At 65.7% G+C, this 26,309-nt stretch carries 21 protein-coding genes; 16 read left to right on the plus strand and 5 right to left on the minus strand.

Annotated features, from left to right (window positions below; all coding sequences use genetic code 11):
- Window positions 1-24: 24 nt before the first annotated feature.
- Window positions 25-2,661, plus strand: a complete 2,637-nt coding sequence (locus tag ABNQ38_RS13260) for a methyl-accepting chemotaxis protein (protein ID WP_377807427.1) — start codon at window positions 25-27, stop codon at window positions 2,659-2,661.
- Window positions 2,662-2,763: 102 nt separating this feature from the next.
- On the opposite strand, the gene ABNQ38_RS13265 is transcribed toward ABNQ38_RS13260, so the two are convergent.
- On the minus strand, window positions 2,764-2,955 hold the full coding sequence (locus ABNQ38_RS13265; protein ID WP_377807428.1) for a hypothetical protein: 192 nt from the start codon (window positions 2,953-2,955) through the stop codon (window positions 2,764-2,766).
- 293 nt (window positions 2,956-3,248) lie between these two features.
- Window positions 3,249-6,020, minus strand: coding sequence for a phosphoenolpyruvate carboxylase (gene ppc / locus ABNQ38_RS13270; protein WP_377807429.1), 2,772 nt, complete (start codon window positions 6,018-6,020; stop codon window positions 3,249-3,251).
- On the opposite strand from ppc, the gene ABNQ38_RS13275 reads away from it, so the two are divergent.
- Both ABNQ38_RS13275 and ABNQ38_RS13280 read left to right on the plus strand, forming a co-directional pair.
- Window positions 6,019-6,210, plus strand: coding sequence for a hypothetical protein (locus ABNQ38_RS13275; RefSeq protein ID WP_146255516.1), 192 nt, complete (start codon window positions 6,019-6,021; stop codon window positions 6,208-6,210). The genes ppc and ABNQ38_RS13275 overlap by 2 nt on opposite strands.
- Before the next feature lie 179 nt (window positions 6,211-6,389).
- Window positions 6,390-7,211, plus strand: coding sequence for a hypothetical protein (locus tag ABNQ38_RS13280; RefSeq protein ID WP_377807430.1), 822 nt, complete (start codon window positions 6,390-6,392; stop codon window positions 7,209-7,211).
- A gap of 333 nt (window positions 7,212-7,544) precedes the next feature.
- On the opposite strand, the gene ABNQ38_RS13285 is transcribed toward ABNQ38_RS13280, so the two are convergent.
- Both ABNQ38_RS13285 and ABNQ38_RS13290 read right to left on the minus strand, forming a co-directional pair.
- Entirely contained in the window at window positions 7,545-8,429 is an 885-nt protein-coding gene (locus ABNQ38_RS13285; protein ID WP_377807432.1) for a hypothetical protein, read from the minus strand.
- Between the two features lie 148 nt (window positions 8,430-8,577).
- Window positions 8,578-9,639 carry a hypothetical protein gene (locus tag ABNQ38_RS13290; RefSeq protein ID WP_377807433.1) on the minus strand — a complete coding sequence of 354 codons (1,062 nt, stop codon included), beginning with the start codon at window positions 9,637-9,639 and terminating at the stop codon, window positions 8,578-8,580.
- 632 nt (window positions 9,640-10,271) lie between these two features.
- Here ABNQ38_RS13290 and ABNQ38_RS13295 point away from each other — a divergent pair.
- From ABNQ38_RS13295 to uxuA, 11 genes are all read left to right on the plus strand, one after another.
- Entirely contained in the window at window positions 10,272-11,462 is a 1,191-nt protein-coding gene (locus ABNQ38_RS13295) for an extracellular solute-binding protein (protein WP_377807435.1), read from the plus strand.
- 112 nt (window positions 11,463-11,574) lie between these two features.
- Window positions 11,575-12,642, plus strand: coding sequence for an ABC transporter ATP-binding protein (locus ABNQ38_RS13300; protein WP_377807436.1), 1,068 nt, complete (start codon window positions 11,575-11,577; stop codon window positions 12,640-12,642).
- Complete coding sequence (locus ABNQ38_RS13305) at window positions 12,639-13,541, plus strand: ABC transporter permease (protein ID WP_098735235.1); 903 nt, start codon at window positions 12,639-12,641, stop codon at window positions 13,539-13,541. Before ABNQ38_RS13300 ends, ABNQ38_RS13305 begins: the two co-directional genes overlap by 4 nt.
- 12 nt (window positions 13,542-13,553) lie before the next feature.
- On the plus strand, window positions 13,554-14,387 hold the full coding sequence (locus ABNQ38_RS13310; protein ID WP_174470666.1) for an ABC transporter permease: 834 nt from the start codon (window positions 13,554-13,556) through the stop codon (window positions 14,385-14,387).
- A 283-nt stretch (window positions 14,388-14,670) separates the two neighbouring features.
- Window positions 14,671-15,429: a GntR family transcriptional regulator gene (locus tag ABNQ38_RS13315; RefSeq protein ID WP_377807437.1), complete on the plus strand. Its 759-nt coding sequence runs from the start codon at window positions 14,671-14,673 to the stop codon at window positions 15,427-15,429.
- Window positions 15,430-15,587: 158 nt separating this feature from the next.
- On the plus strand, window positions 15,588-17,102 hold the full coding sequence (locus tag ABNQ38_RS13320) for a mannitol dehydrogenase family protein (RefSeq protein WP_377807438.1): 1,515 nt from the start codon (window positions 15,588-15,590) through the stop codon (window positions 17,100-17,102).
- Between the two features lie 39 nt (window positions 17,103-17,141).
- Window positions 17,142-18,170 (plus strand): Zn-dependent oxidoreductase, encoded by a 1,029-nt coding sequence (locus ABNQ38_RS13325; protein ID WP_377807439.1) that lies wholly within the window; start codon window positions 17,142-17,144, stop codon window positions 18,168-18,170.
- A gap of 71 nt (window positions 18,171-18,241) precedes the next feature.
- Window positions 18,242-19,267, plus strand: coding sequence for a TRAP transporter substrate-binding protein (locus ABNQ38_RS13330; protein WP_377807441.1), 1,026 nt, complete (start codon window positions 18,242-18,244; stop codon window positions 19,265-19,267).
- Window positions 19,268-19,338: 71 nt separating this feature from the next.
- Window positions 19,339-19,842 (plus strand): TRAP transporter small permease, encoded by a 504-nt coding sequence (locus tag ABNQ38_RS13335; RefSeq protein WP_377807442.1) that lies wholly within the window; start codon window positions 19,339-19,341, stop codon window positions 19,840-19,842.
- Complete coding sequence (locus ABNQ38_RS13340; protein WP_377807443.1) at window positions 19,842-21,116, plus strand: TRAP transporter large permease; 1,275 nt, start codon at window positions 19,842-19,844, stop codon at window positions 21,114-21,116. The genes ABNQ38_RS13335 and ABNQ38_RS13340 overlap by 1 nt, the downstream gene beginning before the upstream one ends.
- 48 nt (window positions 21,117-21,164) lie before the next feature.
- Window positions 21,165-22,361: a mannonate dehydratase gene (gene uxuA / locus ABNQ38_RS13345; protein ID WP_377807444.1), complete on the plus strand. Its 1,197-nt coding sequence runs from the start codon at window positions 21,165-21,167 to the stop codon at window positions 22,359-22,361.
- Window positions 22,362-22,378: 17 nt separating this feature from the next.
- Here uxuA and ABNQ38_RS13350 read toward each other — a convergent pair whose 3' ends face one another.
- The gene (locus ABNQ38_RS13350) at window positions 22,379-23,857 is read right to left on the minus strand and encodes a sigma-54 interaction domain-containing protein (RefSeq protein WP_377807445.1); all 1,479 of its coding nucleotides are present in this window, start codon (window positions 23,855-23,857) and stop codon (window positions 22,379-22,381) included.
- 215 nt (window positions 23,858-24,072) lie between these two features.
- Between ABNQ38_RS13350 and ABNQ38_RS13355 the strand changes: the two genes are divergently transcribed.
- On the plus strand, window positions 24,073-24,276 hold the full coding sequence (locus ABNQ38_RS13355; protein ID WP_377807446.1) for a general stress protein: 204 nt from the start codon (window positions 24,073-24,075) through the stop codon (window positions 24,274-24,276).
- 187 nt (window positions 24,277-24,463) lie between these two features.
- Window positions 24,464-26,293: a histidine kinase N-terminal 7TM domain-containing protein gene (locus ABNQ38_RS13360; protein WP_377807447.1), complete on the plus strand. Its 1,830-nt coding sequence runs from the start codon at window positions 24,464-24,466 to the stop codon at window positions 26,291-26,293.
- Window positions 26,294-26,309 lie beyond the last annotated feature (16 nt).

The raw sequence follows: 26,309 nt of genomic DNA on the forward strand, positions 1-26,309 counted from the left end.
CACTTTCCGGGGAGCAAGACGCATATGACGATGAACGCGCGCGACGACACCTCGATGCCCCACCGCCCAACCGGTGCCGCAGGCGGCCGCAGGCTGGGCGTGCGCGGCAAGCTTCTGCTCGCCTTCGCCGGCATGGCCGGCATGACTGTCGCCGCCAGCATGGTCGGGCTGACCTCCTTCTCGGCGGTGGAACAGCCACTGACGCAGATCGTCGGCACCGGCCTGCCGGAGATGGAGCTGGCGAAGCGCCTGTCCGGTGAGAGCAGCGGCATCGCCGCCGCCGCTCCGGTGCTTGCCGCCGCCGAAAGCCAGAGCGAGCGCGAGCGCGTCTATGGCGAGATCATGGGCAACGGCAAGGCGCTGGGCGCCCTGGTGGAGGAACTGGCGAGCCACCGGGCCGGCGATCCGCGGATCGGCGACCTGCGCGCCAAGACCCAGGGGCTGATCGCGACGCTGGAACGCGGCAACGCCGCCGCCAACCTGCGCCTGTCCGTCCGCGGCACGCGCGAGACGATGGCGGTCGATCTGGCCAAGTCCTACGACGCCTTCCTCGCCAACCTCGCTCCGCTGACCGAGCGGGCCGGCGCCACGCTGCGCGGCAAGGGCGAGACGCTGGACAGCAGTACCGAGCGCGACATGAATTCGCTGGGCGACGCCATCCGCTCGCTGATCACCATGTACGAGGTGCGCGGCGACCTGGGGCTCGCATCGGAAGCGCTGACGCGCGCCGGTGGCGCCGAAACCGCCTTCGCCGTCACCCAGTTCCAGCAGAATTATCTGGAAGCGGCCGCCCGCATGGTCAGCGCCACCGCCCAGGTCGGCAGCCGGCTGAGCAAGGAGACCTCGGACGGGCTGGACGCCTTCTTCCTGCTGGGGGACGGCGCCGACGGCGTCTTCGACATGCGCCGCAAGGCGCTGGAATCGCCGGCCGGCAGTGCCGAACGCGACGCCATCCGCCAGAAGACGACCGAGGTCCTGGCCGATGCCGCCCGCCGGCAGGCCACTCTGCTGGACCAGATGGAATCGCCGCTGATGCGGCTGAAGGCCGAGATCAAGCTGTCGAGCGTCAACATCCGTTCGCAGACCCGGGACTCGATGCAGGATCTGCTGGGCGACGGTCTGGCGCGCTTCCGCACATATCTGGAACTGTCGACCTACGCCGCCGCCACCGTCGGCGCGCTGAACGAGGCGACGCAGGCGCCCAGCGCCGACCGGCTGGCCATGCTGGAAACCCGCTTCACCACCGCCGCCAAGGCGATGGAGGAGCGGTTGAAGGCGCTCCAGGCCGCCGGTGACGACGGGCTGCCGAAGCTGGTGAAGAGTGCCGAACTGCTGGCTGGCTTCGGCAAGGGCGACAACAGCCTGTTCAAGCTGCGCCGCTCCGAACTCGACGCCGCTGCGGAGAACGAGAAGGTGCTGGCGGCGAACCGCCAGATCGCCCGGCAGTTCGCCGGCATGGTCGACGGCCAGATCGCCGCGATGAAGCAGGAGGCGGACACCGCCGCCGCCGGGGCCACCGACGCGCTGTCGGCCGGGCGCAAGATGCTGATCCTGTTCGCGGTCGGCAGCCTGATCGGTGCCGCGGCGCTGGCCTGGTTCGTGGTCGGCCGCAACATCGTCGCGCGCCTCAGCCAGCTGTCCGATGCCATGCGGGCGATTGCCGCCGGCAACCTGAACGCACCGATCCCCACCGCCGGTTCGGACGAGATCGGCGACATGACCCGCGCCCTGATGGTCTTCCGCGACACCGCCAACGAGGCGAATGCCGCCAATGCGCGGGCCGAGGCCGAACGCGGCCGTGCCGCCGGCGAGCGCCGCCGCGCCATGGTCGAGATGGCCGAGAATTTCGAAAGCAGCGTGCGCGGCGTGCTGGACCGCGTCGCCCGCGCCGCCGGCGAGATGCAGGACATGGCCCAGCGGATGAGCCGCAACGCCGAGGCCACCACCGGCGAGGCGGCGACCGCCGCCAGCACGTCCCAGCAGGCCGAAGGCAGCGTCAAGGCGGTCGCCGCCGCGACCGAAGAGCTGTCGGCCTCCATCCAGGAGATCGGCAGCCAGGTTCACGCCTCCAGCCAGATCGCCCGCAAGGCGGCGACCGAGGCCGAGCGCACCGACCGCACGGTGGAGGGCCTGTCGCAGTCGGCCAACAAGATCGGCGAGGTGGTGCAGCTGATCAACGACATCGCCAGCCAGACCAACCTTCTGGCGCTGAACGCGACCATCGAGGCGGCCCGCGCCGGTGAAGCCGGCAAGGGCTTTGCCGTGGTGGCGAGCGAGGTGAAGAGCCTCGCCAACCAGACCGGCAAGGCGACGGAGGAGATCTCCAGCCAGATCCAGGCGATGCAGGCGGTGACCCAGGACGCGGTGGACGCCATCCGCTCCATCGCCGGCACCATCCGCGAGATCAACGAAATCGCCGCCACCGTCGCCGCCGCGGTCGAACAGCAGAGTGCGGCCACCCGCGAGATCGCCCGCAATGTCGGCGAGGCGGCGGACGGCACCCAGCATGTCCGGCGCAACATCGACAGCGTCGCCCGCGCCGCCGCGGAGTCGGGCGAGTCCGCGACCCGTGTGCTGACCGCCTCCTCCACCGTCGCGGACGAGGTGCGCTCGCTGGGCTCGCAGGTCGACAGTCTGGTCAACCGCATGCGGGCGGGCTGACCGGGCCGCTGGGGCCGCAGAAAACCAAAAACAGAACCGAAAGAAAGAAGCCCCTCTCCCGTCAGCGGAGAGGGGCTTTTCTCATGCGAAGACCGTCGCTGGTCAGCGCCGGGTCTCGACCGTGATCGGGCGCCAGATCACCGCGGCGCCGGCACCGGCACCGCAGGCGCCGCCGCAGAATTCCTCATGGGTGTCGGTGGCGCCGCCCTGGGTGCTGCGGTTGCCCTGGGTGCCGGTGGCGGCCCGCTCTTGATGCGGCTGGGCCATTTGCTGCTGCTGGGACTGAGTGGTCATACCATTTCTCCTCTCGGGGAGGCATGAGGTATCAAAATACTCATCGACGATCAACTGCGATTTTCGGCAGATCTGTCGTGACTTATTTTGGCCTCAACACCAACGACCGAGCTTTGTTTTGCGATGCCGAAGAGTTGATCGTGCATTGCACAAGAAAAGGACAAGACGGACCAAGCCGTTCGTCCGCAAACATAAAACGCCCTTCCTCGCGGTGGAGGAAGGGCGTTTTTGTCGGCAACCATGCGGCGGAACGTCGCCCGCCGCTGCGCTGCGGCAAGTAAACGGCAGGGAGATCAGCCGCTGTTGCGCAGGCCGGCGGCAATGCCGTTGATGGTCAGATGGATGCCGCGTGCGATCTGCTCGCCGCTGTCGCTGGTGCGGTGACGCTTCAGCAACTCGACCTGGACGTGGTTCAGCGGGTCCAGATAGGGGAAGCGGTTGCGGATCGACCGCGCCAGCAGCGGGTTCTTCTCCAGCAGGGCCGATTGCTCGGTGATCGCCAGCAGGGCGTCGATGCTGTCCTGCCACTCCGCCCGGATGCGGGTGAAGATGGCGTCGCGCAGCGCCGGGTCCGACACCAGCCCGGCATAGCGCGATGCGATGGCTATGTTCGACTTGGACAGCACCATGTCCATGTTGGACAGCAGCGTGCTGAAGAAGCCCCAATCGCGGTGCATGGCGCGCAGCCGCTCCATCCCGTCGGGACGCTGGGCCAGATAGGCCTTCACCGCCGACCCGAAGCCGTACCAGCCCGGCAGCATCAGGCGGCACTGCGCCCAGCTGAACACCCAGGGAATGGCGCGCAGATCCTCGATGCTGGTCGATTTCTTACGCGAGGCCGGGCGGCTGCCGATGTTGAGGTTGGCGATCTCGCCGATCACCGTCGATTCCCAGAAATACTTCTCGAAGCCCTCGGTCTCGTAGACCAGCCCGCGATAGGCCTTGAAGGCATGCTCCGACAGTTCCTCCATGGTCTGGAGGAACTGGTCGGTGCAGGGGGCGGCCGATTCCGGATGCAGCAGCGTGGCTTCCAGCGTCGCCGCGGCCAGCGTTTCCAGGTTGCGGCGGCCGACCTCCGGGTTGGAGTATTTGCCGGCGATGACCTCGCCCTGCTCGGTGATGCGGATAGCGCCCTGCACGGCGCCGGCCGGCTGGGCCAGGATCGCCTGATAGCTGGGGCCGCCGCCGCGGCCGACCGAACCGCCGCGGCCGTGGAACAGCCGCAGACGCACGCCATGCTTGGCGAACACCTCGACCAGCGCGATCTCGGCCTTGTACAGCTCCCAGCCGGAGGTGAGGAACCCGCCGTCCTTGTTGCTGTCCGAATAGCCGAGCATCACCTCCTGCAGATTGCCGCGACTTTCCAGGAAACGCCGGTAGGCCGGGATCGACAGCAGCCGGTCCATGGTGGCGGCACAGTTGCGCAGGTCGCCGATGGTCTCGAACAGCGGGGCGATGTTCAGGTCCAGCGCCTTGTCCTTCGGCCGCAGCAGCCCGGCTTCCTTCAGCAGGACGGCGACCTCCAGGATGTCCGACACGCCGTCGGTCTTGGAGATGACGCAGTTCACCACCGCATCGGTGCCGAAGCGGACGCGGGCTTCGGCGGCGGTGCGCAGGATGTCCAGTTCGGAACTGGTTTCCTCGGAATAGTCGGCGTAGCTGGAGGCCAGCGGGCGGTTGGTGTCCAGCTCGCGCACCAGGACCTCGATCCGCTCGTCTTCCGACAGCGCCGTGTAATCGACGCCGGCGTCGGCGAAGGACAGCAGCTCCGCCACCGAACGCTCATGCACGTCGGAGTTCTGGCGCAGGTCGATGCTGGCGAGATGGAAGCCGAACAGGTCGACGGCGCGGCGCAGGTGACGCAGCCGGCCCTTCGCCAGTGCGGCCGAGCCGTTGACGGTCAGCGAGCGGTCGATGATGTCGAGGTCGGCGCGGAATTCCGCCGGGGTCTGGTAGGCCGGTGCGTCGCCCACGGCGTGGCGTGGCGCCTCCAGACCGTCCAGCGTCCGCAGCGTCGCGGCGACCCGCGCATAGATGCCGGAAATCGCGCGGCGGTAGGGCTCCATCTTGCGGTGCGGCGACGGGTCGGGCGAACGCTCGGCCAGCTGGCGCAGCGGCTCCGACACGTCGATGACGCGGGTGCTGAGCGACAGCTCCGACCCCAGCGTGTGCAGCTCGTCCAGATAGAATTGCAGGGCGCGGGTGCTCTGCATTCGCATCGCCTGGCGCAGCACGGGGGCGGTGACGAAGGGATTGCCGTCGCGGTCGCCGCCGATCCAGCTGCCCATCCGCAGGAAGGACGGCAGCTCCGTCGTCGTCCAGGACGGGTCGGTCTTGCGCAGATGGTCTTCCAGCTGGGCGTAGAAGCGCGGCATCTCGCGCAGGAAGGTGTAGTCGTAGAAGGTCAGGCCGTTGGCCACCTCGTCCGTCACCGCCAGCTTGGTGGCGCGCAGGATCGCGGTCTGCCACAGGGTCAGCACGGCGCGCTGGAGCGATTCGAGGTTGGTGTCCTCCTCCTCCGGCGTCATCGGCCCATGGTCGCGCTCGGCCAGCAGCTTGGCGACCTGCATCTGCACGGTCAGGATGCTCTTGCGCTGCACCTCGGTCGGGTGGGCGGTCAGAACCGGGCTGACCAGCGCGCCGTCGAAGAACTCCTTCAGCTGCTGGGTGGTGATGCCGGCCTTCGCCGCCTCGTCCAGCGCATGGTCCATCGTGCCTTCGCGCGGCGCCGACCCGGCAAGCGCATGGGCGCGGGTGCGGCGGATGTGGTGCTGATCCTCCGCGATGTTGGCGAGATGCGAGAAGAAGCTGTAGGCCCGCACCACCCGCGCCGTCTGCGGCGGCGACAGGCTGTTCAGGATCGCCTCCAGCTCCTTGCGGGCGCCCTGGTCCTCTTCACGGTGAAAGCGGATCGAGGTCTGGCGGATGCGCTCGACGATGTCGAACACCGCCTCCCCTTCCTGGCTGCGGACGGTGTCGCCCAGGATGCGCCCCAGCAGGCGGATGTCTTCGCGGAGCGGCTGGTCCTTCGTCTCAGAACTTTCCTGCAGCAGGATGGCGGACATGGGCGACGGTTTCCTGGTCGAGGATGGACGGATACGGGTCGATGCGCGAACGAGGATGATCATTTTTCGTGCAGGAGGCACCCCCTGCACGCGAAGTGGTCAGACCATCGGCGACAGCATGCCGATTCTGTCGGAAGTTTCAACCGTCCGTGTACTGGTGCGAGATAATTTCCATAAGTCGCAGCGCTGAGAAATGCGACGTCGCATATCCCATGTCCGCTCCACCTCTCTCCCCTGCCTGGGGACGCGGCTCGATTGGGCGGTGTGCCGGCGCCAAGCCCATGATTTCCTTCCAATGGCCGGCGTCCGACCCGTACTATGAGCTGGCGGGATTCCGCCGATTCACAGACCGGAGAGCCAAGGTAAGCGATGAAGCCCGTTCCTCCCTTCAAGGTCGCCGGGTTGTTCGTCTGTCATGTCCGTTCCGAACGGATCGAGCGGCATTTCCGGCGCCTCGTCGATCAGACCGGGCACATGATCGACTGGCATTTCCTGTTCAATCCGGACAACCGGGCGGAACCGCAAGTCGATTTCGCCTATCGGCGGCCTGAGTCCTGCATGCCGGCCCGTTATCGGGAGATGGCTGCGCATGGCGGCGTTCAACGGGGCTACCTGGATGTGGCGATCATTCCCTGCGTCCTCTCGCTCGACGCCGATTTCGTCTGGATCGTCGAATACGACGTCGATTATTCCGGCGACTGGATGCAGCTTTTCGACCAGTTCAGCCGGAACGCGTCCGATCTTCTGACGACGACCGTCCAGCCGCTCGCCGCAAGTCGCGATTGGTACTATTGGCAGTCAGCAGCGATGCCGGCGTCGGTCAGCCCCGACCTCGCCCACCGGGCGTTTCACCCGATCATGCGCCTGTCCCGCCATTTCGCGCGGACCTATGGGCTGATCATGTCCTTAGCCGGCTGGCGCGGCCATTACGAGTTCACCCTGCCGACCGTCGCGCTCGCCGGTGGTTTCACCGTCGAAGACATCGGCGGGCAGGGTCCGCTCTGTCCGCCTGCCCGGCGCGGAACCAATTACGAGAACACCCCGCAGGACGAATGCCTCCAACCGGGCACCCTGATATGGCGCCCCTCCTGGCCGCGCTATTTTGCCGAGGACCCAAGCGGCTTCGGCCGGAGCAGCATGATCTATCATCCGGTAAAGCCGGACGTTGCGGATTGGGACATGCCTGCGTGACGAGAGCGCCGCCACAAATTTCCGTCCAATCCACAAGACACAATCTTGACGGGAACGTCTGGAGCAATGATTATCATTGTCTCGAAGGATGTTCCTGCTCAGCCTTCGTTTGAAATGACCCTATAACTTAGGAATGGAAAGCATGTCCTTCTCCATCGAAACCGATCTGCCTCTTGGTCCGCCCCCGCCGCCGCCGCCCCCTTCGCCGTTCTTTTCTTGATAATGCAGTCCTCTGACCTGCCAAGACTTGCCATTGCAGGTTGAGGTTGCGGGGCCATGGCAAGCCATGGCCCCGCAATGTCCGTCCATCATGGAAGCCTCCTCAGCCGGCAGTCAGCACGGCGTGTCGATCGCTTGCATCGCCTCGCTCCAGCGCTGTCTCGCCAGCATCTGAGTGTCACGACGTTTCAACCAAGGGTCCGGCACATAGTTGCCGAGAAACGGGTTGGTGTTGATCTCGAACACCACCGCTCCATCCGGTGTGGCGGCATGGTCCGCGCGACCATACTCGATCCCGGCGGTCTCGAACGCCGGCTTGAGCAAAGGTTCGAACCGATTGGTCGATACGGCGTCGAACTCGTCGGAGACGATGTCTTCCGTAAGACAGTCGTGCCGGCCATACTTGACCATCCACCGGTCTTCGACGGCAATATGCTCCACGACGATCCGGTCCCCGATCCGCCAACTGCCCCATTTGGCCCACAGGGTGTCATTGTACGTCGCATCGACCTTTTCCAGGACGAGAAGGCCGCGCAAAGGCACTCCATCCCGGCGTTGGGCGGCAAGAGCCTCGTCGAGTTCGCCTTGGCTGTAATAGAGTGCGTCCGACGGCATCTCATGCTCGTCTTCAAGGCGCAGGAAGACGGGAAAACGCGATGGCCTGGGACGCATGTCCGCCCGATTGACCTCGATGGGATTGCCGGTTTTCTCGCTGAGATTGGTCAGGAGTTCCACGCGGCTCATCGCGCGGGCCGGATCGTTCAAGCAGCGCACCCCAAGATCTCGCAATTTCCGGTACAGGCCGGCGGCCCGTCTCAGGCGGGATGTCGAAAGCCGCTCGAGATCCGCGAAAACATAGGTGGCTCTCGGCAACGTGGATGCCGCAAGAACCTGATCGTAAGTCAGGCTCCTGATGTCCGGAACCGGCACGCCGAACTGGCCTTCGGCAATGCTGCGAAGCGTGTATTGGTGTTCCGGGGTCGTCAGGAGAATGATCATGGAAAGGCCATCGCCTCGTGTGGGAGTTTTCCTAGAATCATGACGGCGTAGCAATTACATACTCTTCGAGTCGAAGATTGTACATTAACACTATGCCGCCAATCATACTGCCAAGAATCATGTCAATTTTGGTATGGTCTTCCCAAATTCATTTCAAGTATATGTGAATTCCATTCTCGAAGCTGATTTGAACTTTTGAAAACGCCGTGCCCTGGCGGAACAGGCTGACCAATCGATCTATTCTGTTGCGCAATCCGTGATTGTCGCGGGCGAACCGATGCCTGCGCACCACACCTTGTTTGCCGTCCCGATCGAACAGCTTCAATGCACGGGTATGGGCATCCGCAATGCCTTCGACGGAATAGCTTTCCATCCGGACGATCGGCAAGGAGTGCTGATCGTGTCGTGAAATCACCAGATCAAGATCGGGAAACTCAGGCGGAACGATGGGAATCAGACCACATGCCAGAGCATCGAACAGCCGCTGCGAAATGTCGTTTCTCAAGGGAAGAATCACACTGACCTTGTAGGAGGACCAATCGAGCAATCTTTGCTCTTGGCTGAATGAAAAATACGCTGGCCTTTTATCGAGTCCGAGAGTGAATACATGCTCATTGGGATATCGTTCCCAATACGACGCGATCAAGCCGTTCCTTTCTTTTGCGTCCGCATGGTTGAAGAAACCGCCATATAATTTGTCGCATCGCCCGGCAGCAACGATGCTCTCCTCCATCGACGCCAGGAAGACGCTGCTCCACTGCGTTACGCAAAGCGGAAGGTGCGGCGCTATGAGGGTGGCTGCATTTGCCATGTCTTCATGTGCGAACCAATGGGCGGGAAACACCGCATCGGCGATCATAGCCGCCCGGCTGTTGAGGGCGGGCTCATGATGATTGTCCCATGCCCACAGGGCAACAAAAGGCTGCCCCGGCATGCTTTGCAATTTCCAGGCGAGTATTTCTTCGCTCTTTAGGTGATTGCACAGAATTACGATATCAAAATCAAAATTTTGATCATCGGAAATTGATTGATTAGATGAAATTTCTACCTTGTAATAAGAGTCGCAAAAATCTTTATCAAAATCTTTAGGAAATAAAAAATCATTCTCCGTGAATAAAAGAATTTTTGGTTCTTTTCTTTCAAAAATGACCTTCAATTTTCCAAGAGAACCATCTATTTTTTCTTTAAATATTTTCGGAATCGTTGTCATTTATTCACATCCAAATCATCAAGATCCGATCTGCACCACCAATGGAATGGGAAGCGCACAGAAAGATACAAGCTCTATCGCGGCATAAACAATCGCCTTGATTTTTGACAAAACCGGAAATCAAAATCTCAAATCTTCTCTTACTTCATTAATATTTTGACGGATATATCCAAATTATAATTTTATCTTTTCTGTATAGCTTCACCAGATAAACCTTCTAGAATTTAGACGCTGTCATCGAAGCGATACAGGAACTCGACCGGCATCAAGCCATAGCACACCGGCAGATGAATTTGGAGCGCTCATACGCCAATGCGCAATCGTTTCCACAGCTTGACATTGTGGCGACGGTCCATTGCGGGAGGCGGCGGCACTCAACGGCCATCGGACGGGACTTGCGCTCTTCCCCACCGCATCCAACACGACAAGCTACTACCATACGAGTTTCCGCTTGCGGAGCCGGCACTACCATACTAGCATTTGGACTAGGAACAAATTATCCGCATCTTCCGCGATCCTGTTTTCCGACCGGTCCCGTCAGGCAAACCGCCATGGCTTCCCGGCCGCTTCAGTATGTCCGCCGCAGCTCGAACCACCGCAATTTGAAAATACGTAGAAACGGGAGGAAACCTATGATCGACCACGGGATTTCACGACGCTGCTTCCTCGCGGCGTCCGCCGGGACCGCCGGGCTTCTGACGACCGGCCGGCCGGTGTTCGCGGCCCTGCCGAAGCCGGCGAGCCCGGTCACGCTGAATGTGGTGGACGTCGCCGGCAATCTGGCGCTGACCCAGAAGGCCATCGAGAATTACCGCAAGGCCAAGCCCGACTGGGCTTCGCGCATCGTCTTCTCCAAGGCGCCGGCGCCGGAACTCCCCGGCAAGCTGAAGGCGCAGCAGGACGCCAACCGGGTCGACATCGATCTGGTGCTGACCGGCACCGACGTGCTGTCCGCCGGCATCGACCAGAAGCTGTGGGTCAATCTGCTGCCGGACCGCGCCGGCGACCTGCCGAAACTGTCCGACATCTATCTGGAGCCTGCCGCCCGCATGCAGGGTCTCGCCGAAGGCCAGGGCGTGGTCGTCACCTACTACCCCTCCGGACCGCTGTTCGAATATGCGCCGGAACGGGTGAAGCAGGTGCCGAAGACGGCGGCGGAACTGCTGGCCTGGGCGAAGGCCAATCCGAAGCGCTTCGCCTATGCCCGCCCGGCCAACTCCGGTCCCGGGCGCACCTTCCTGATGGGACTGCCCTACATCCTGGGCGACAAGGATCCCAAGGATCCCGTCAATGGCTGGGAAAAGACCTGGGCTTACCTGCGCGAACTGGGCGAGACCATCGAGGCCTATCCGGGCGGCACCACGCCGACCATGAAGGCGCTAGGCGAAGGGTCGCTCGACATCATCGTGTCGACCACCGGCTGGGACATCAATCCGCGGGTGCTCGGCGTGGTGCCGAAGTCGGCCGAGGTCTTCGCGGTGGAGAATTTCCGCTGGGTCGCCGACGCCCATTACATGTGCATCCCCAAGGGCGTGTCGGCGGAAAAGCTCGCCGTCCTCCTGGACCTGATGAACCATCTGCTGACCCCGGCGCAGCAGGCCTACACCTATGACGAGGGCTATTTCTATCCGGGCCCGGCGGTGAAGGGCGTGACGCTCGCCATGGCGCCGAAGGAGAGCCAGGATGCCATCGCCGAGTTCGGGCGCCCGACTTACGACAAGCTGATCGCCGACCACCCCATCGAACTGCCGCTCGCCGCCGACAAGCTGGTGCAGGCCTTCCGCCGCTGGGACGAGGAGATCGGCGCGCGCAAGGGCAAGTAACGGGCAAGTGACCGCGCACCCGCCGACGACGTGAAACGGAAGGTCCCTCCGCCCGGCACCGGGCGACGGGACCCTCCGAAGACAGCGCCCCATCCAGCCACAGGACCCCGGAATGACCGTCGGAGCCACCACCTTCAAGCAACTGCACCTTCAGGGAGTGAGGCGGGAGTTCGACGCCTTCACGGCGCTGAAAGGGCTGGACCTCACCATCGAGCGGGGCGAGTTCATCGCCCTGCTCGGCCCGTCGGGATGCGGCAAAACAACCGCGCTGAACTGCATCGCTGGCCTGCTGCCGGTCAGCGGCGGGCGCATCATGCTGGACGACCGGCGGGTCGACGTGCTGCGTCCGGAAGAGCGCGGCTTCGGCATGGTCTTCCAGAATTACGCCCTGTTCCCGCACATGACCGTGCGCAAGAACATCGGTTTCGGCCTGCGCATGCGCGGCGTGCCGAAGCCGGAACTGGAAAAGCGCGTCGACGCCGCCCTGGCGGCGGTGCGGCTGGAATCGCAGGCGGAAAAGCTGCCGGGCCAACTGTCGGGCGGCCAGCAGCAGCGCGTCGCCATCGCCCGCGCCATCGTGGTCGAGCCGCCGCTGGTGCTGATGGACGAACCGCTGTCCAACCTCGACGCCAAGCTGCGGCTGGAGATGCGCCAGGAAATCCGCCGCATCCACCAGTCTCTCGGCTCCACCACCATCTACGTCACCCACGACCAGGAAGAGGCGCTGTCGCTGGCTGATCGCATCGTCGTCCTGCGCGACGGCGCCATCCGGCAGGTCGGCACCCCGGCGGAGCTTTACGCCCTGCCCGCCCATCTCGACGTCGCCGACTTCATGGGCTTCCGCAACCGCGTCAACGGCGAACTGGTCGGGATGGAGGGCGAGGACGCCCTGCTGAATATCGAAGGCACGGTGATCCGCGGCCGGATGCGTGCCGCTTCCGCGAGCAAGGCGGCCGTCGCCGCGATCCGCCCCGACGATCTGGAGCCGACCGGCACCGACAGCGGCATCCCGGTGCGGGTGGAGGCGGTGGAGTATCGCGGGCGCGGCTTCCACGGCGTCGGCGTCACCGCGTCGGGCACCGAGCTGCATTTCGCCTCCCCCTATCCGTTGCAGCGGGGCACCGCCGTCCGGCTCGGCGCCGATGCCGGCCGCGTGCTGGTGTTCGGAGACGCGCGATGAGCGCCGTCCTCGAAGGCCGCGCCGAGGGGCCGACCCTGCGCCAGCGGCTGGCCGCCCGCGGCATCGATGGGGCGACCCTGCTGGTGCTGCCCTGCGTGGCGCTGATCCTGGGGCTGTTCATCTACCCGTTCCTCTATGGGCTGATGCTGTCCTTCGAGCCCAAGGACGGATCGCTGTTCGGCAATTACGCCCGGTTCTTCAGCGATCCCTTCCTTTACGGCACCATCTTCAAGACGCTGCGTCTGGCTTTCCCGGTCACGCTGCTGAATTTGCTGATCGCCATTCCCATCGCCTTCCGCGTCCGGCTGATGCGGCGCCAGCGTCTGCTGACCACCTTGCTGGTGCTGCCGATCACGCTGGGCACCGTTCTGGTGGCCGAAGGCATGCTGTTCTATTTCGGGCCGCAGGGCTGGTTCAACCGCGCCCTGATGGCGGTCGGGCTGCTGTCCACCCCGATCTCCGTGCTGAACGGCTATTGGGGCGTCTTCATCTCGCTGGTGCTGACCGGCTTCCCCTTCACCTTCCTGCTGACGCTGTCCTACGTCACCGGCATCGACCCATCGCTGGAGAATGCGGCGGCGACGCTGGGCGCCGGCCCGGCCGCCCGCTTCCGCGAGGTCTTCCTGCCGCTTCTGATCCCCGGTCTCGCCATCACTTTCTGCCTGTCCTTCGTCCAGGCCTATTCGGTGCTGCCGTCGGCGGTATTGGTCGGCGATCCGGCCGGCGCCACGCGCGTCATCTCCATCGCCGCCTATCAGGCCGCGTTCGAGGAGTACGACTACTCCATGGCCTCGGCCATCGCGATGATCATGGGGGCGGTCCAATTGCTGGTGGTCGTCGCGGTTCTCGGCTGCCGCTCGCTGTTCTACCGCGGCCCCGCCGCGGGCGCCAAAGGCTGAGGAGAGGCGGCAATGCAGAAATCCATCATGTCCCGCCTGTGGGTCTTCGCCGTCTGGGCGGTGATCGGGCTGTTTCTGATCAATCTGTTGGGGCTCATCGCCTCGGTGGTGACCTCGTCGGTGGCGACGCGCTGGCTCGGCACTTGGCTGCCGGCCGGCTTCACCACCCGCTGGTACTTCGCCGCCTGGGACGAGTTCCAGCTGGGCGACGTGCTGTGGGTCACCTTCCAGGCGGTCGGGGCGGTGGTCCTGCTGTCCGGCCTGCTCGGCGTCCCGGCCGCCTATGCGCTGGCGCGGCGCGAGTTTCCGGCCAAGCGGGCGGTGATGCTGCTGCTGCTGCTGCCCCTGCTGGTTCCACCGATCACCTACGGCATCCCGCTGGCGACGGTGCTCTACAAGGCGGGGCTGGGCGGCACGCTGACCGGCGTCATCCTGGCCAATCTGGTGCCCACTGTGCCCTTCGTGGTGCTGGTGATGATCCCCTTCATCGAGCAGATCGATCCGCGCACCGAGGCGGCGGCCCGCGTCTTCGGCGCCAACATCTTCCAGATGTTCGTCCATGTGCTGGTGCCGATGCTGATGCCGGGCGTGCTGGCGGCGCTGCTGCTGGTGCTGGTCCGCACCATCGGCATGTTCGAGCTGACCTTCTTGGTCTCCGGACCCGGCAGCCAGACCCTGGTGGTGGCGCTCTATTACGCGGTGTTCGCCTCCGGCGTCCGGGCGGTGCAGTCGATCGACGCCATGGCGGTCATCTATATGGTGACAACGCTGGTCTGGCTGATCGTCGCCCTGCGCTTCGTCAATCCGACCCAGATCGTCGGCCGCGGCAAGCGTCCGGCGGCATAAGTCCGCTGTCCATGCCTGCCCCGTTCAAGGCTGTAATGCCAACATCATGATCCTGAACGGGGTTCCCGTAATTTCAACCCACACAGGCCGGCAGTTTCTTTGTGGAACTCTGACGAGGTCTGTTTGATCCGGACAAGCTTTCGTTGAGTAATCCGCATCGGACCAAGCAGCGTCGGCGGGAAATACTCTTGCCGGCCGCTTGGTATGGTAGTATCCTGATAGACCAGTCATTCGCTCCGGCCCTTCGGGCAGGTTTCGAGGCGCCCTAAACCATGACGTGCCGATGCTGAACAAGATCGACGTGGAATCCGGCGAACCGATCGCGCGGCGCGTGTACCGGGTGCTGCGCCAAGCCATCGTGACGATGCAGTTCCGCCCCGGCCAGGCCCTGTCGGAGCAGGAGATCGCCGACCAGCTCGGCGTCAGCCGCCAGCCGGTGCGCGAGGCCTTCATCAAGCTGAGCGAAGCCGGCCTGCTGACCATCCGGCCGCAGCGCGGCAGCTTCGTCGTCAAAATCTCTGTCAAGCAGGTGCTGGACGCCCGTTTCGTCCGCGAGGCGGTGGAAACCGCCGTGGTGCGCAAGGCATGCGAAACCATCACGCCGGCCGGCATCGCCGAGCTGCGCGACAATCTGAAGGCCCAGTGGGACATCGCCGACGAACCGGTGCCGGTGCGCTTCCTCGAACTGGACGAGGCCTTCCACCGCGCCATCGCCATCGGGGCGGAGTGCGACTATGCCTGGCGCATCGTCGAGGAGACCAAGGCGCAGATGGACCGCGTCCGCTATCTCAGCGTTCCCTACGCCACGCCGATCCGCCGGCTGATCTCGCAGCATCAGGCGGTGCTGGAGGCGATTGTCGCCCGCGACCCGGTCAAGGCGGAGGCGGCGATGGGGCTGCATCTGCGCGAGATCTTGACCTCGCTGCCCGAGCTGGAAGGCAAGTTCCCCGACCTGTTCACCCTTGAGGACGCCGGAACCCCGCCGGCACCCAAGACGACCTCCCGAAGCAGCGGCCGGTCACGGGTTGCCGCCCTGCGCTGATCGGCACGGAATTTCAGGGCCGGCCGGATGCACAGACGGCAGTAGCAGGACTATATGGTTCGCCAGGATGACAATCCGGGTTGCCCTTCTCCACGCTTCTTGACATACTACCATACAAGAATGTGAGCCAACTGCTCGGCTGGAAGGAAATGCTCCCCATGCAATCGCCCGCGTCCACCGTCCCTCCTTCCGGCGCCCCGTCGCGGCGCCTCGGCGTCTCCGGCCTGTCCACCCTGCCGGCGACGGTGGCCCGGCCCGGCTATGACCGCAAGGACCTCGACATCGGGATCGTCCATCTCGGCGTCGGCGCCTTCCAGCGAGCCCATCAGGCGGCCTATACCGACGCCCTGCTGGAGCAGCAGTTCGGGCCGTGGGGCATCGCGGGTGTCAGCCTGCGCAGCCCCGACACCCGCGATGCGCTGGAACCGCAGGACGGGCTCTACACCGTCGCGGTGCGCGATGCGGAGGGGGAGCGGCTGCGGGTGATCGGCTGCCTGCTGGACCTGCTGGTCGCGCACGAGGATCCCGAGGCGGTGCTGGAGCGGATGTGCCGCCCGTCGGTGCGCATCGTCACCCTGACGGTGACCGAGAAAGGCTATTGCCACGATCCGGCGACCGGCGCGCTGAACGAAGCCCATCCCGACATCCGCCACGACCTGGACGAACCGGGCAGGCCGCGCACCGCCATCGGCTTCCTGGCCGAGGCGCTGGCCCGCCGCCGCGCCGCCGGGCTGGCCCCTTTCACCGTGCTGAGCTGCGACAACCTGCCGAGCAACGGCGACACCGTCGCCCGCATCCTGCGCCGCTTCGCCGAACTGCGCGACCCGGCCTTCGGCGCCTGGGTGGCCGAGACGGTCGCCTGCCCCAACAGCATGGTCGATCGCATCGTCCCCGCGACCACCGAGGCCGACCGCGCGCGGGTTTCACTGGCGCTCGGCGTGCAGGATTCCTGGCCGGTGGTGACGGAGCCCTTCACCCAGTGGGTGGTCGAGGACCGCTTCCCCGCCGGTCGGCCGGCCTGGGAGACGGTCGGGGTCGAACTGGTCGCCGATGTCCATCCCTATGAGACGATGAAACTGCGGCTGCTGAACGGCAGCCACTCCACCATCGCCTATCTCGGCTATCTGGCGGGCTATGAGACGGTGTCGGACACCATGGCCGACCCGGCTTTCGCCACGCTGGTCCGCAACCTGATGGACTGGGAGACCGGGCCGACGCTGCACATGCCTGCGGGTGCGGATATGGAGCAGTACAAGGACGCGCTGATCACCCGCTTCCGCAATCCGGCACTGCGCCACCGCACCTGGCAGATCGCCATGGACGGCACGCAGAAGCTGCCGCAGCGCCTGCTGAACCCGATCCGCGACCGGCTTGCCGCCGGCTTGCCCATCGACCGGCTGGCCTTGGCTGTCGCCGCCTGGATGCGCTACGTCGCCGGCACCGACGAGAAGGGCCAGCCCATCGACGTGCGCGATCCGCTGGCCGCCAAGCTGGCGGAGATCGCAGCAGCCACCGCCGGCAATCCCGACCGGCTGGCCGAGGCATTGTTCGGCCTGACCGCCGTGTTCGGCGAGGATCTGCCGCGCGATCCGCGCTTCACCGCCCCGGTCACCGCCGCACTCAAGCGCCTGTTCGCCGAAGGCGCCCGCGCCGTCGTAGCGGCGTCCGCCTGAGCCCGTTTCACCGCATCCTCTTCAGCAGGGAGTAGTCCCGTGGTTGCCCTGACCGTTGAAAAGCCGCATGTGCTGGCGCTCCGTCCCGAGAACACCCCGTCTGCCGGGCCGATCAAGGCCGGCGAGGTGCTGGTGCGTGTCCAGCGTGCCGGCATCTGCGGGTCGGACCTGCACATCTACCACGGTTCCAACCCCTTCGCGGTCTACCCCCGCGTGATCGGCCACGAGTTCGCCGGCACGGTGGAAGCGGTCGGCGACGGCGTGACCAACGTCGCGGCCGGCGACCATGTGGTGGTGGATCCGGTGGTATCCTGCGGCCGCTGCTATGCCTGCCGGGCCGGGCGCACCAATGTCTGCGCCAATCTGGAGGTGTTCGGCGTCCACCGCGACGGCGGTTTCCGCAATCATGTCGTCGTGCCGGCCAGCAATGCGGTCAAGGTGCGCTCCGACCTGCCGATCTCGATTGCAGCGTTGGCGGAACCGCTGTCCATCGCCGCCAACGTGCTGTCGCGCACCGGCATCGGCGCCGACGACACGCTGCTGGTCTATGGTGCCGGCACGGTCGGGCTGACGGTGGTGCAGGTCGCCAAGCTGCACGGCGCCCGCTGCATCGTCGCCGACCTCGACGACAAGCGGCTGGAGCGGGCGAAGGAGTTTGGCGCCGATGTCGTCCTCAACTCCTCGCGGGTGTCGGTGCCCGACGCGGTGCGCGACGAGAATGACGGGCTCGGCCCCACGGTGGTGATCGACGGCGCCGGCGTGCCCGCCCTGCTGGAGGAGGCCTGCCGCCTCGCCAGCCCGGCGGCACGCATCGGCCTGCTCGGCTTCTCGCCGGCCCCCTGCAACATCAGCCAGCAGGAGATTGTGAAGAAGGAGCTGACACTGGTCGGCTCGCGCCTGAACCGCCGCCTGCTGCCACAGGTCATCGAGTGGCTGGAAAGCGGCAAGCTGAAGCCGGCGGCGATGATCACCCAGGTCTTCCCCATCGCCGACGCGGCGAGCGCCTTCTCGCTGATCGAGACCGACCCGTCCAGCACCATCAAGGTCCAGCTCGACTTCGAAAGCTGACCACCTGCCGACCGGCAAACATAAGTCAAGCAATGGCGGACCCGATCCGCCCAAAACGGAGGGACACCAGGATGAACAGCAAGACCCCGATCTCGCGCCGCACGCTGGCCAAGAGCATCGGCCTCGGCGCCGGAATCGCCGCCGGTGCGACGCTGCTGGGCGGCATCGCCGCCCCAGCCATCGTTCGTGCCCAGGCCAAGACGACGCTGAAGCTCGGCCATCTCGCCAACGAAGAGAATGTCTGGCACAAGGCCTCGCTGGTCTTCGCCGAGGAAGTCGCCAAGCGCACCAATGGCGCGGTCGAGGTCAAGGTGTTCCCCAACGAGCAGCTCGGCAAGGAAACCGACCTGATCAAGGGCATCCAGCTCGGCACCATCGACTTCACCATCACCGGCGAGTCCCTGCAGAACTGGGCGCCGGCCGCGGCGCTGCTGGCGGTGCCCTACGCCATCCGCGACCTCGATCACCTCGACAAGGTTGTCAGCGGCGAGCCGGGCAAGAAGATCGCCGAGTCCATCGAGCAGAAGACCCAACTGGTCCCGCTGACCTACTTCGCCCGCGGCCCGCGCAACCTGACCAGCAAGCGCCCGATCAAGTCGCCGGACGAGCTGAACGGCCTGAAGATGCGCGTTCCCAACGTGCCGCTGTTCGTGTCCTTCTGGCAGGGGCTGGGCGCCAAGCCGACGCCGATGGCCTTCTCGGAGGTGTTCACCGGCCTGCAGAACGACACCATCGAGGCGCAGGAGAACCCGCTGGCGCTGATCAAGTCGGCGAGCTTCTACGAGGTTCAGAAGTATGTGAACCAGACGGAGCACGTCATCAGCTGGATCTATCTGGTCGGCGGCTCGAAGAAGATGAACAAGCTGCCGGCCGAACAGCGCGCCGCCATCATGGAGGCCGCCAAGGCTGCCCAGGCTGCCGAGCGCAAGCTGTTCATCGAGGACGAGGCCAAGCTGGCCGCCGACCTGAAGGCCAAGGGCATGGAGTTCATCGCCGTCGACAAGGCCGCCTTCGCCGAGAAGGGCCGTCCGGCCGTCGTCGCCGCGCTGTCTCCGGAGATCAAGCCGATCTACGACGAAATCCTCGCGGTGAAGTGAGGGAGAAACCGAAGCCCTCTCCCGTCCCGGTAGAGGGCTTGCTTCTCCCTCCAACCGCAAGAGCCATGTCCATGCGCAACGCCTTTGCCGCCCTGGTGTCGGCCGTCTCCGCCCTTTGCCGCTGGGGAACCCTGGCGGCCATCGGCGTCCTTATCATTGTCGTGACCATCCAGGTGATGGGCCGAATACCGGGCTTTCCCTCGCCGCCCTGGACCGAGGAGGTGGCCCGCTTCGCGCTGGTCCATCTCGTCGCCTTCTCCTGCGGGCTGGCGCTGTTGCGCGGCGAGCTGGTGAACGTCGACATGTTCATCCTGCTGCTGCCCAAGCCGATGCAGACCGCCGTCGCGCGGCTGGTCGACGTGGCCATCCTGGTCTTCGCCATCGCGATCATTCCCGGTGCCTGGGACTATGTCGTCGGCAGCCTGGGTGAGCGCGCACGCTCCATCAACGTCCCGATGATCTGGGTCTATGTCGTGACGCTGATCATCCCTGTCTCGCTCGCCTTCTTCTCGATTGCCCGGCTGGCCGGGCTCGGGCGCGACTCCGCGCCGCCCAGCCATGGGGAAACCGTCTGATGGTCACCGCACTGTTCGTCACCTTCGCCGTCCTGCTGATCCTGGGCGCGCCGGTGGGCATCGCCTTGGGCGGCGCGTCGGCGGTCTATCTGGTCGGCAGCGACATCGACCTCGCGGTGGTCCCGCAGTTCATGTATGCGGGCATGGACAGCTTCGTCCTGCTCTGCATCCCCGGCTTCGTGCTGGCCGGCAACCTGATGAACGGCGGCGGCATCACCGACCAGATCGTGCTGTTCAGCAACCGGCTGGTCGGCCATATCCGCGGCGGCCTCGGCCTTGCCAACGTCACCGGGTCGATGGTGTTCGCCGGCATCTCCGGCACCGCGGTGGCGGAAACCGCGTCCATCGGCGCCGTGATGATCCCGGCGATGCGCAAGTCCGGCTACGACGCCCCCTTCGCCGCCGCCGTGACCGCCGCGGCTTCCACCGTCGGGCCGATCATCCCGCCCAGCGTGCCGATGATCATCGTCGGCACGCTGACCGGCCTGTCGGTCGGCAAGATGTTCATGGCCGGCGCCGTTCCTGGCCTGCTGCTCGGCCTCGGCATGATGCTGACGGTCTGGATCCTGGCGCGGGCGCGCAACTATCCCCGCGAGCCCTGGCAGGGCTTCGGCGCGCTGGTCCGCGCCAGCCGCGGCGCCTTCTGGGCGCTGCTGATGACGGCGATTATCCTGTTCGGCATCGTCGGCGGCTATTTCACCCCGACCGAAGCCTCCATCGTCTCGGCGATCTACGCCTTCGTCATCGGGCTTTTCGTCTACAAGGGCTTCAAGCTGCGCCAACTGCCCGGCATCCTGCTGGAAAGCGCCATCGGATCGGGCGGGTTGATCCTGCTGGTCGGCCTCGCCAACGTCTTCGGCTGGATCCTGACCAGCGAGCAGATTCCGCAGGCCATCGCCTCATCGATGCTGGCGCTGACCACCAACAAGTATCTGATCATCCTGCTGATCAACATCCTGCTGCTGATCGTCGGCACCTTCATGGAGACGATTGCGGCGCTGATCATCCTGTTCCCGCCGCTGCTGGCGGTGGCAACCCAGGTCGGCATCGATCCGATCCATTTCGCCACCTTCGCCGTGCTGAACCTGATGATCGGCCTGACCACCCCGCCGGTCGGCGTCTGCCTGTTCGTCGCGGCCAACATCGCGAAGATCTCGCTGGGCGCCATCACCAAGGCGATCTGGCCCTTCCTGCTCTGCAACATCCTGATCCTGTTCCTAGTCTCCTACATCCCGGCCCTGTCGCTGTGGCTGCCGAGCCTGCTTTTCCGCTGATTTTCCAGACTTCCAAAGCCCCCTCTCTACTCCAAGGAGTTCGCAGCCATGGAACAATCCTGGCGCTGGTTCGGTCCCGAAGACGCGATCAAGCTGAACCACATCCGCCAAGCCGGCGCCACCGGCGTGGTCACCGCCCTGCACCACATCCCCTACGGCGTGGTCTGGTCGGTCGAGGAAATCCAGAAGCGCAAGGCGATGATCGAGTCCGACAAGGAACTCGGCCTCAGCTGGACGGTCACCGAAAGCCTGCCGGTGCATGAGGCGATCAAGATCGGCGAAGGCGATCTGACCGAACTGTTCGACAATTACCGCCAGTCGATGCGCAACCTCGCCGCCTGCGGCGTGACGACCATCTGCTACAACTTCATGCCGGTGCTGGACTGGACGCGGACGGAACTGGCGGCGGCGCTGCCGGGCGGCGGCACCTCGCTGCGCTTCAACGCCCATGAGCATGCCGCCTTCGACGTCTACATGCTGGAGCGTCCGGGCGCGGAGGAGGACCATTCGCCGGCGGTTCTTGCCAAGGCCAAGGAATGGTTCGACCGCTCGTCGGAAAGCGACCGCGCCAAGCTGCTGACCAACATCATGGCCGGCCTGCCGGGCGCCTATGACCGCTACGACATCCCCGGCCTGCGCAAGATGATCGCGCGCTTCAACGGCATGTCCGCCGACGGCCTGCGCGAGACGCTGGCCCGCTTCCTGCGCGAGGTCATCCCGACCGCGGAAGAGGTCGGCATCCGCATGGCGATCCATCCCGACGACCCGCCCCGTCCGCTGTTCGGCCTGCCCCGCATCGTCAGCACCGAGGATGACCTCGCCCACCTGATCAACGCGGTGAAGTCGCCCAACAACGGCCTGACCTTCTGCACCGGCTCGCTGGGGGCGGGCCAGACGAACAATGTGCCGGCGATGGCGAAGCGCTTCGTCGAGGACATCCACTTCGTCCATCTGCGCAACGTCGCCAAGGATCCGGACGGGTCCTTCGAGGAAGCCGACCATCTGGGCGGCGACGTCGACATGGTGTCGGTCGTCACCACCCTGCTGGAGGAGCAGAAGCGCCGCCAGGACGCCGGCAACGACAACTGGCGCCTGCCCTTCCGCCCCGACCACGGTCACGAGCTGCTGGACGACGTCGGCAAGCCGACCCACCCCGGCTATCCGATGATCGGCCGTCTGCGCGGTCTGGCCGAGATCCGCGGCGTGATGACCGCCGTCGCGGCGATGAAGCAGCTGCCGGTCTGAGCTGACGTGCGCCGGCCTCACCCGCCGGCGCGCATCCCCAGGCGGGCGAGCTTCTTGTAGAAGGCGGCGCGGGAAATGCCGAGCGCCTGTGCCGCCTCCGTCGCCCGGCCGCCGCTGGCCGCGAGCGCCCGGCCGAGCAGCCCGCGCTCGAACTCGTCGTAGGCTTGGTCATAGCCCGGCAGAGGCAGCGATTGCGGTTCCGCCCGGACTGCCGTGCTGATCGGCATCGAAGGACTTTCACGCGAAGCAGCCTCACCCAGATCCGGCAAGGCCTCCGCAAGGTCGGCGGCGGTCAGGCGGCGGTTGTCGGTCAGCAGGCAGGCACGCTCCAGCACATTGCGCAGTTCGCGCACATTGCCCGGCCAGCGGTGGCGGCCCAGCGCTTCGACCGCCTCCGGGGTCAGGCCGCGCAGCGGGAGCCCGGTGCGGGCGGCGATCTCCTGCAGGATGGATTCGGCGATGGCCTCCAGCCCGCCGCCCATTTCCGCCAGGGCCGGCAGGCGGATCGGCAGCACGTTCAGACGGTAATAGAGGTCGGAGCGGAAGCGGCCGTCGCGGATCCGCTGTTCCAGATCGACGTTGGTCGCCGCGATCACCCGCACATCCACCTTCACCGGCCGGTCGGACCCCAGCGGCTCGATCTCCTGCTCCTGCAAGGCCCGCAGCAGCTTGGCCTGGAGCCCCAGCGGCATGTCGCCGATCTCGTCGAGGAACAGGGTACCGCCGTCGGCGGTCTTGAATCGTCCTTCCCGCCCGCGGCGGTCCAAGCCGGTATAGGCGCCGGGCACCGCGCCGAAGAACTCCGCCTCCAGCAGCGTTTCCGGGATCGCCGCCACATTGACGCCGACGAAGGACCGGCCGCTGCGCGCCGACAGGCCGTGGATGGCCTGGGCGATCAGTTCCTTCCCTGTGCCGGTCTCCCCCAGCAGCAGGATCGGCGCATCGGTGCGGGCGGCGAGACGGGCCTTGCGCTTGACCTCCAGGCAGACCGGGCTGTCGCCGACATAGCTTTGCAGCGTGTAGCGCGGCTGCCGGCCCTCATCGAGCCGGCGCTTGGTCGCCGCCAGTTCCGCCTCCAGCCGCGACAGTTCGGCCAGCAGGGGCTTCAACCGGTGCAGGCTGTCGTAGAGAACGAAGCCGACGGCGCCGATCACCGTGCCGGCATCGTCGGTCAGCGGAAACCGCGAGACCACCAGCCGCTGGGTTCCGAACAGCATCAGGTCGAGAAGGATCGGCTGGCCGGTCGCCAGGATCTGGCGCATCTGCGAATGGGGAATGATCTCCTCCACCTCGCGGCCGATGGCCTCGGCGGGGTCGGAGATGCCGAGCATCCGGGCGTATTTCTCATTGATCCACACGACCCGGGCGTGGCGGTCGACCGCCACCGTTCCTTCGGACTGGGTTTCCAGCGCCTCGAACAGCGAGGGAATCGCCCGGCTGCGCAGCAGCGCCGCGTCGCCCTGCCGCACTTCGGAGAACCGTTCCCGCTCACTCACTCCCGCCGTCCCCGTTCCTTGTCAGAGCAGGCTTACCTTATCGGCCCGTACGTCCGAATCCGCAACCGGCTGGGGCTTGCCACTTCCGGTAAGGCCGCACTGAACCGATGGCGGGGGCGGCGCGACCATCCCACCGGCGCCCTGTTCTGATCTGCACCGTTGCGTTTCCGCACGGTAACGACCTTTCGATCATCACACAGGATGGAGAACACATCATGGCGAACCAGAACGAAGGGCGCAGCGCTGGCGGCCAGCACTCCGGCGGCAACTTCAAGAACGATCCGGAGCGTGCGGCCGAAGCCGGCAAGAAGGGCGGTCAGGCGTCGGGCGGTAACTTCAAGAACGATCCCGAACGCGCGTCCGAGGCCGGCAAGAAGGGTGGCGAGCACAGTCAGGGCGGCGGCGGCAACAAGGAATAAGGAGTGACCGGCTCCACGATCCGGTAATGTCCGGGCAAACCGCCCGGCTGGGAAAGCGCGCCGACTTCGGCGCGCTTTTCCTTTTCCGCGGAGAAGCTTGCGCAGCTTCGACGGAAAGGTTCATTCTCTGCACTTCCCGTCCGCCGCAACCGACCACCGCCGAAGCCCCGACCATGCACGCTCCGCGATGACCCTTCCGTCAGCCCTGCTTCTGGCCGCGGTCGTCGCCACCTTGTGGATCGCAGCGCGCAGCTGGACCCTGCCCGCCTTCCCCGGCCGCACCGATTTCGTGCTGATGCAGTTGTCGGCCGCCTGGTGGTCGACGGCCGTCGCCGTCGAGAGCATGGTGCCGGCGCCCGCCGACAAGCTGTTGTGGGCGGAAATGGCCTGGTTGGGCATTGTCTGTACACCGAGCCTGTGGGCGTTCTTCCTGTGGTCCTACACCAGGGGCGAGTTGCCGGCACGCTGGCGGCTGGTGCTGGTGACGATCGGATTGGCGACCTGGGCGGTGGCCATGACCAACGACGCCCACCATCTGTTCTACACCGCCATCCAGCCGGTCAACGCGGAGCCGGGCGCAGCCCTGGTCTACAGCCACGGGCTGCTCTTCTACGCCGTCACCATCTATATTTATGCCTTCATGGTGATGAGCATCGTCGTCACCGCCAGCGGCATCCACCGGGCGACGCCGGCTTACCGCACCCATTACCTGGGTTTCTTGGTGGTGATGGCCGTCCCGTGGGCCGCCAATGCCGGCTATGTCTTCGGCAACCTGACCCTGTTCGACCTGGATCCCACCGCCTTCAGCTTCCTGATGATGGACGGGATTTTCTACTGGCTGATCACCCGGCGGCGCCTTTTCGAACTGTTGCCGGTGGCCCGCGATGCGCTGTTGGACGCGGTGCCGGATCCGGTGCTGGTGCTGGACGGCGACGGCACCGTGGTGGAAGCCAATCCGGCGGCACAGGCGCTTGCCGGCGATCATGCCGCCATCGGGCGACGGCTTGCCGACCTGCCCGGGCTGTCGGCCCTGTCCACCATGGTCGGCGCCATGCCGGCAACGGCGCCGGGACCGCTGACTCTGGACTGCGGCGGCTCTCCGCGCAGCTTCGAGGTGACCTGGGTACCGCTGACGGCGGGCGGCGGCGGGCGCGAGGTCGGCTGTCTGCTGATGCTGCGCGACGTCACCCACCGCCATAGGGCCGAGATGCGGCTGGAGGACACCGTGCGCCGCCTCGACCTCGCCCGTCTGGAGGCGGAAGAGCGGCTGGTGGCGGAGCAGGAGGCGAAGCGGGCGCTGAACGGCTTCCTGTCGATGGCGGCGCACGAGTTCAAGACGCCGCTCGCCATCATCGACGGGGCGGCCCAGCTTCTGCTGATGGATGCGGAGGTGAAGGCCCCCGGCATGCTGCCTCGGCTGGAGAAGATCCGCCGCGCCGTGCGCCGGCAGATCAACATCCTGGAAACCTGCCTTGCCGACGACCGGCTGAACGATCCCGCCTTTGCGTTGCGCCGCGACCGGCTGGCGTTGCCGGCCCTGCTGCGCGCCGCCGCCTCGGCCCAGGGCGACGCCGCGCCCGGCCGGCGCATCGAACTGGATCTGGACGGCTGCCCGCACTGGGTAATGGGCGACGGCCCAATGCTGGAACTGTGCGTCCACAACCTGCTGAACAACGCGCTGAAATACTCCGCCTCCGGCACGCCGGTCGGGCTGCGGGCCCGGGAAGTGGCGGCGGTGGATGGACCATGGCTGGCGCTGTCGGTAGCCGACCGGGGCATCGGCATCCCGGACAGCGAGCGGAACCGGGTGTTCGACCGCTTCTTCCGCGCGTCCAACACCGGGACCGCGGCGGGGAGCGGCGTCGGGCTGAACATGGTCCGCCGCATCGCAGCACTGCATGGCGGAACGGTGACGTTGGACAGCCGGCTGGGCGAGGGCAGCGTCTTCACCCTGCGGATCCCGCTGTCCAAGGAGACGCTCTGCGAAGACGGGATGGCCGACATGCCGGCGGAGTAATCCGGCTGGGAGATCG

Source organism: Azospirillum sp. A29 (assembly GCF_042604625.1).
GTDB lineage: Bacteria > Pseudomonadota > Alphaproteobacteria > Azospirillales > Azospirillaceae > Azospirillum > Azospirillum palustre.

Coding starts and splice junctions, on each gene's coding strand:
- ABNQ38_RS13260 (WP_377807427.1), top strand. CDS start 25: ATGACGATGAACGCGCGCGACGACACCTCGATGCCCCACCGCCCAACC.
- ABNQ38_RS13265 (WP_377807428.1), bottom strand. CDS start 2,955: ATGACCACTCAGTCCCAGCAGCAGCAAATGGCCCAGCCGCATCAAGAG.
- ABNQ38_RS13275 (WP_146255516.1), top strand. CDS start 6,019: ATGGGCGACGGTTTCCTGGTCGAGGATGGACGGATACGGGTCGATGCG.
- ppc (WP_377807429.1), bottom strand. CDS start 6,020: ATGTCCGCCATCCTGCTGCAGGAAAGTTCTGAGACGAAGGACCAGCCG.
- ABNQ38_RS13280 (WP_377807430.1), top strand. CDS start 6,390: ATGAAGCCCGTTCCTCCCTTCAAGGTCGCCGGGTTGTTCGTCTGTCAT.
- ABNQ38_RS13285 (WP_377807432.1), bottom strand. CDS start 8,429: ATGATCATTCTCCTGACGACCCCGGAACACCAATACACGCTTCGCAGC.
- ABNQ38_RS13290 (WP_377807433.1), bottom strand. CDS start 9,639: ATGACAACGATTCCGAAAATATTTAAAGAAAAAATAGATGGTTCTCTT.
- ABNQ38_RS13295 (WP_377807435.1), top strand. CDS start 10,272: ATGATCGACCACGGGATTTCACGACGCTGCTTCCTCGCGGCGTCCGCC.
- ABNQ38_RS13300 (WP_377807436.1), top strand. CDS start 11,575: ATGACCGTCGGAGCCACCACCTTCAAGCAACTGCACCTTCAGGGAGTG.
- ABNQ38_RS13305 (WP_098735235.1), top strand. CDS start 12,639: ATGAGCGCCGTCCTCGAAGGCCGCGCCGAGGGGCCGACCCTGCGCCAG.
- ABNQ38_RS13310 (WP_174470666.1), top strand. CDS start 13,554: ATGCAGAAATCCATCATGTCCCGCCTGTGGGTCTTCGCCGTCTGGGCG.
- ABNQ38_RS13315 (WP_377807437.1), top strand. CDS start 14,671: ATGCTGAACAAGATCGACGTGGAATCCGGCGAACCGATCGCGCGGCGC.
- ABNQ38_RS13320 (WP_377807438.1), top strand. CDS start 15,588: ATGCAATCGCCCGCGTCCACCGTCCCTCCTTCCGGCGCCCCGTCGCGG.
- ABNQ38_RS13330 (WP_377807441.1), top strand. CDS start 18,242: ATGAACAGCAAGACCCCGATCTCGCGCCGCACGCTGGCCAAGAGCATC.
- ABNQ38_RS13335 (WP_377807442.1), top strand. CDS start 19,339: ATGCGCAACGCCTTTGCCGCCCTGGTGTCGGCCGTCTCCGCCCTTTGC.
- ABNQ38_RS13340 (WP_377807443.1), top strand. CDS start 19,842: ATGGTCACCGCACTGTTCGTCACCTTCGCCGTCCTGCTGATCCTGGGC.
- uxuA (WP_377807444.1), top strand. CDS start 21,165: ATGGAACAATCCTGGCGCTGGTTCGGTCCCGAAGACGCGATCAAGCTG.
- ABNQ38_RS13355 (WP_377807446.1), top strand. CDS start 24,073: ATGGCGAACCAGAACGAAGGGCGCAGCGCTGGCGGCCAGCACTCCGGC.
- ABNQ38_RS13360 (WP_377807447.1), top strand. CDS start 24,464: ATGACCCTTCCGTCAGCCCTGCTTCTGGCCGCGGTCGTCGCCACCTTG.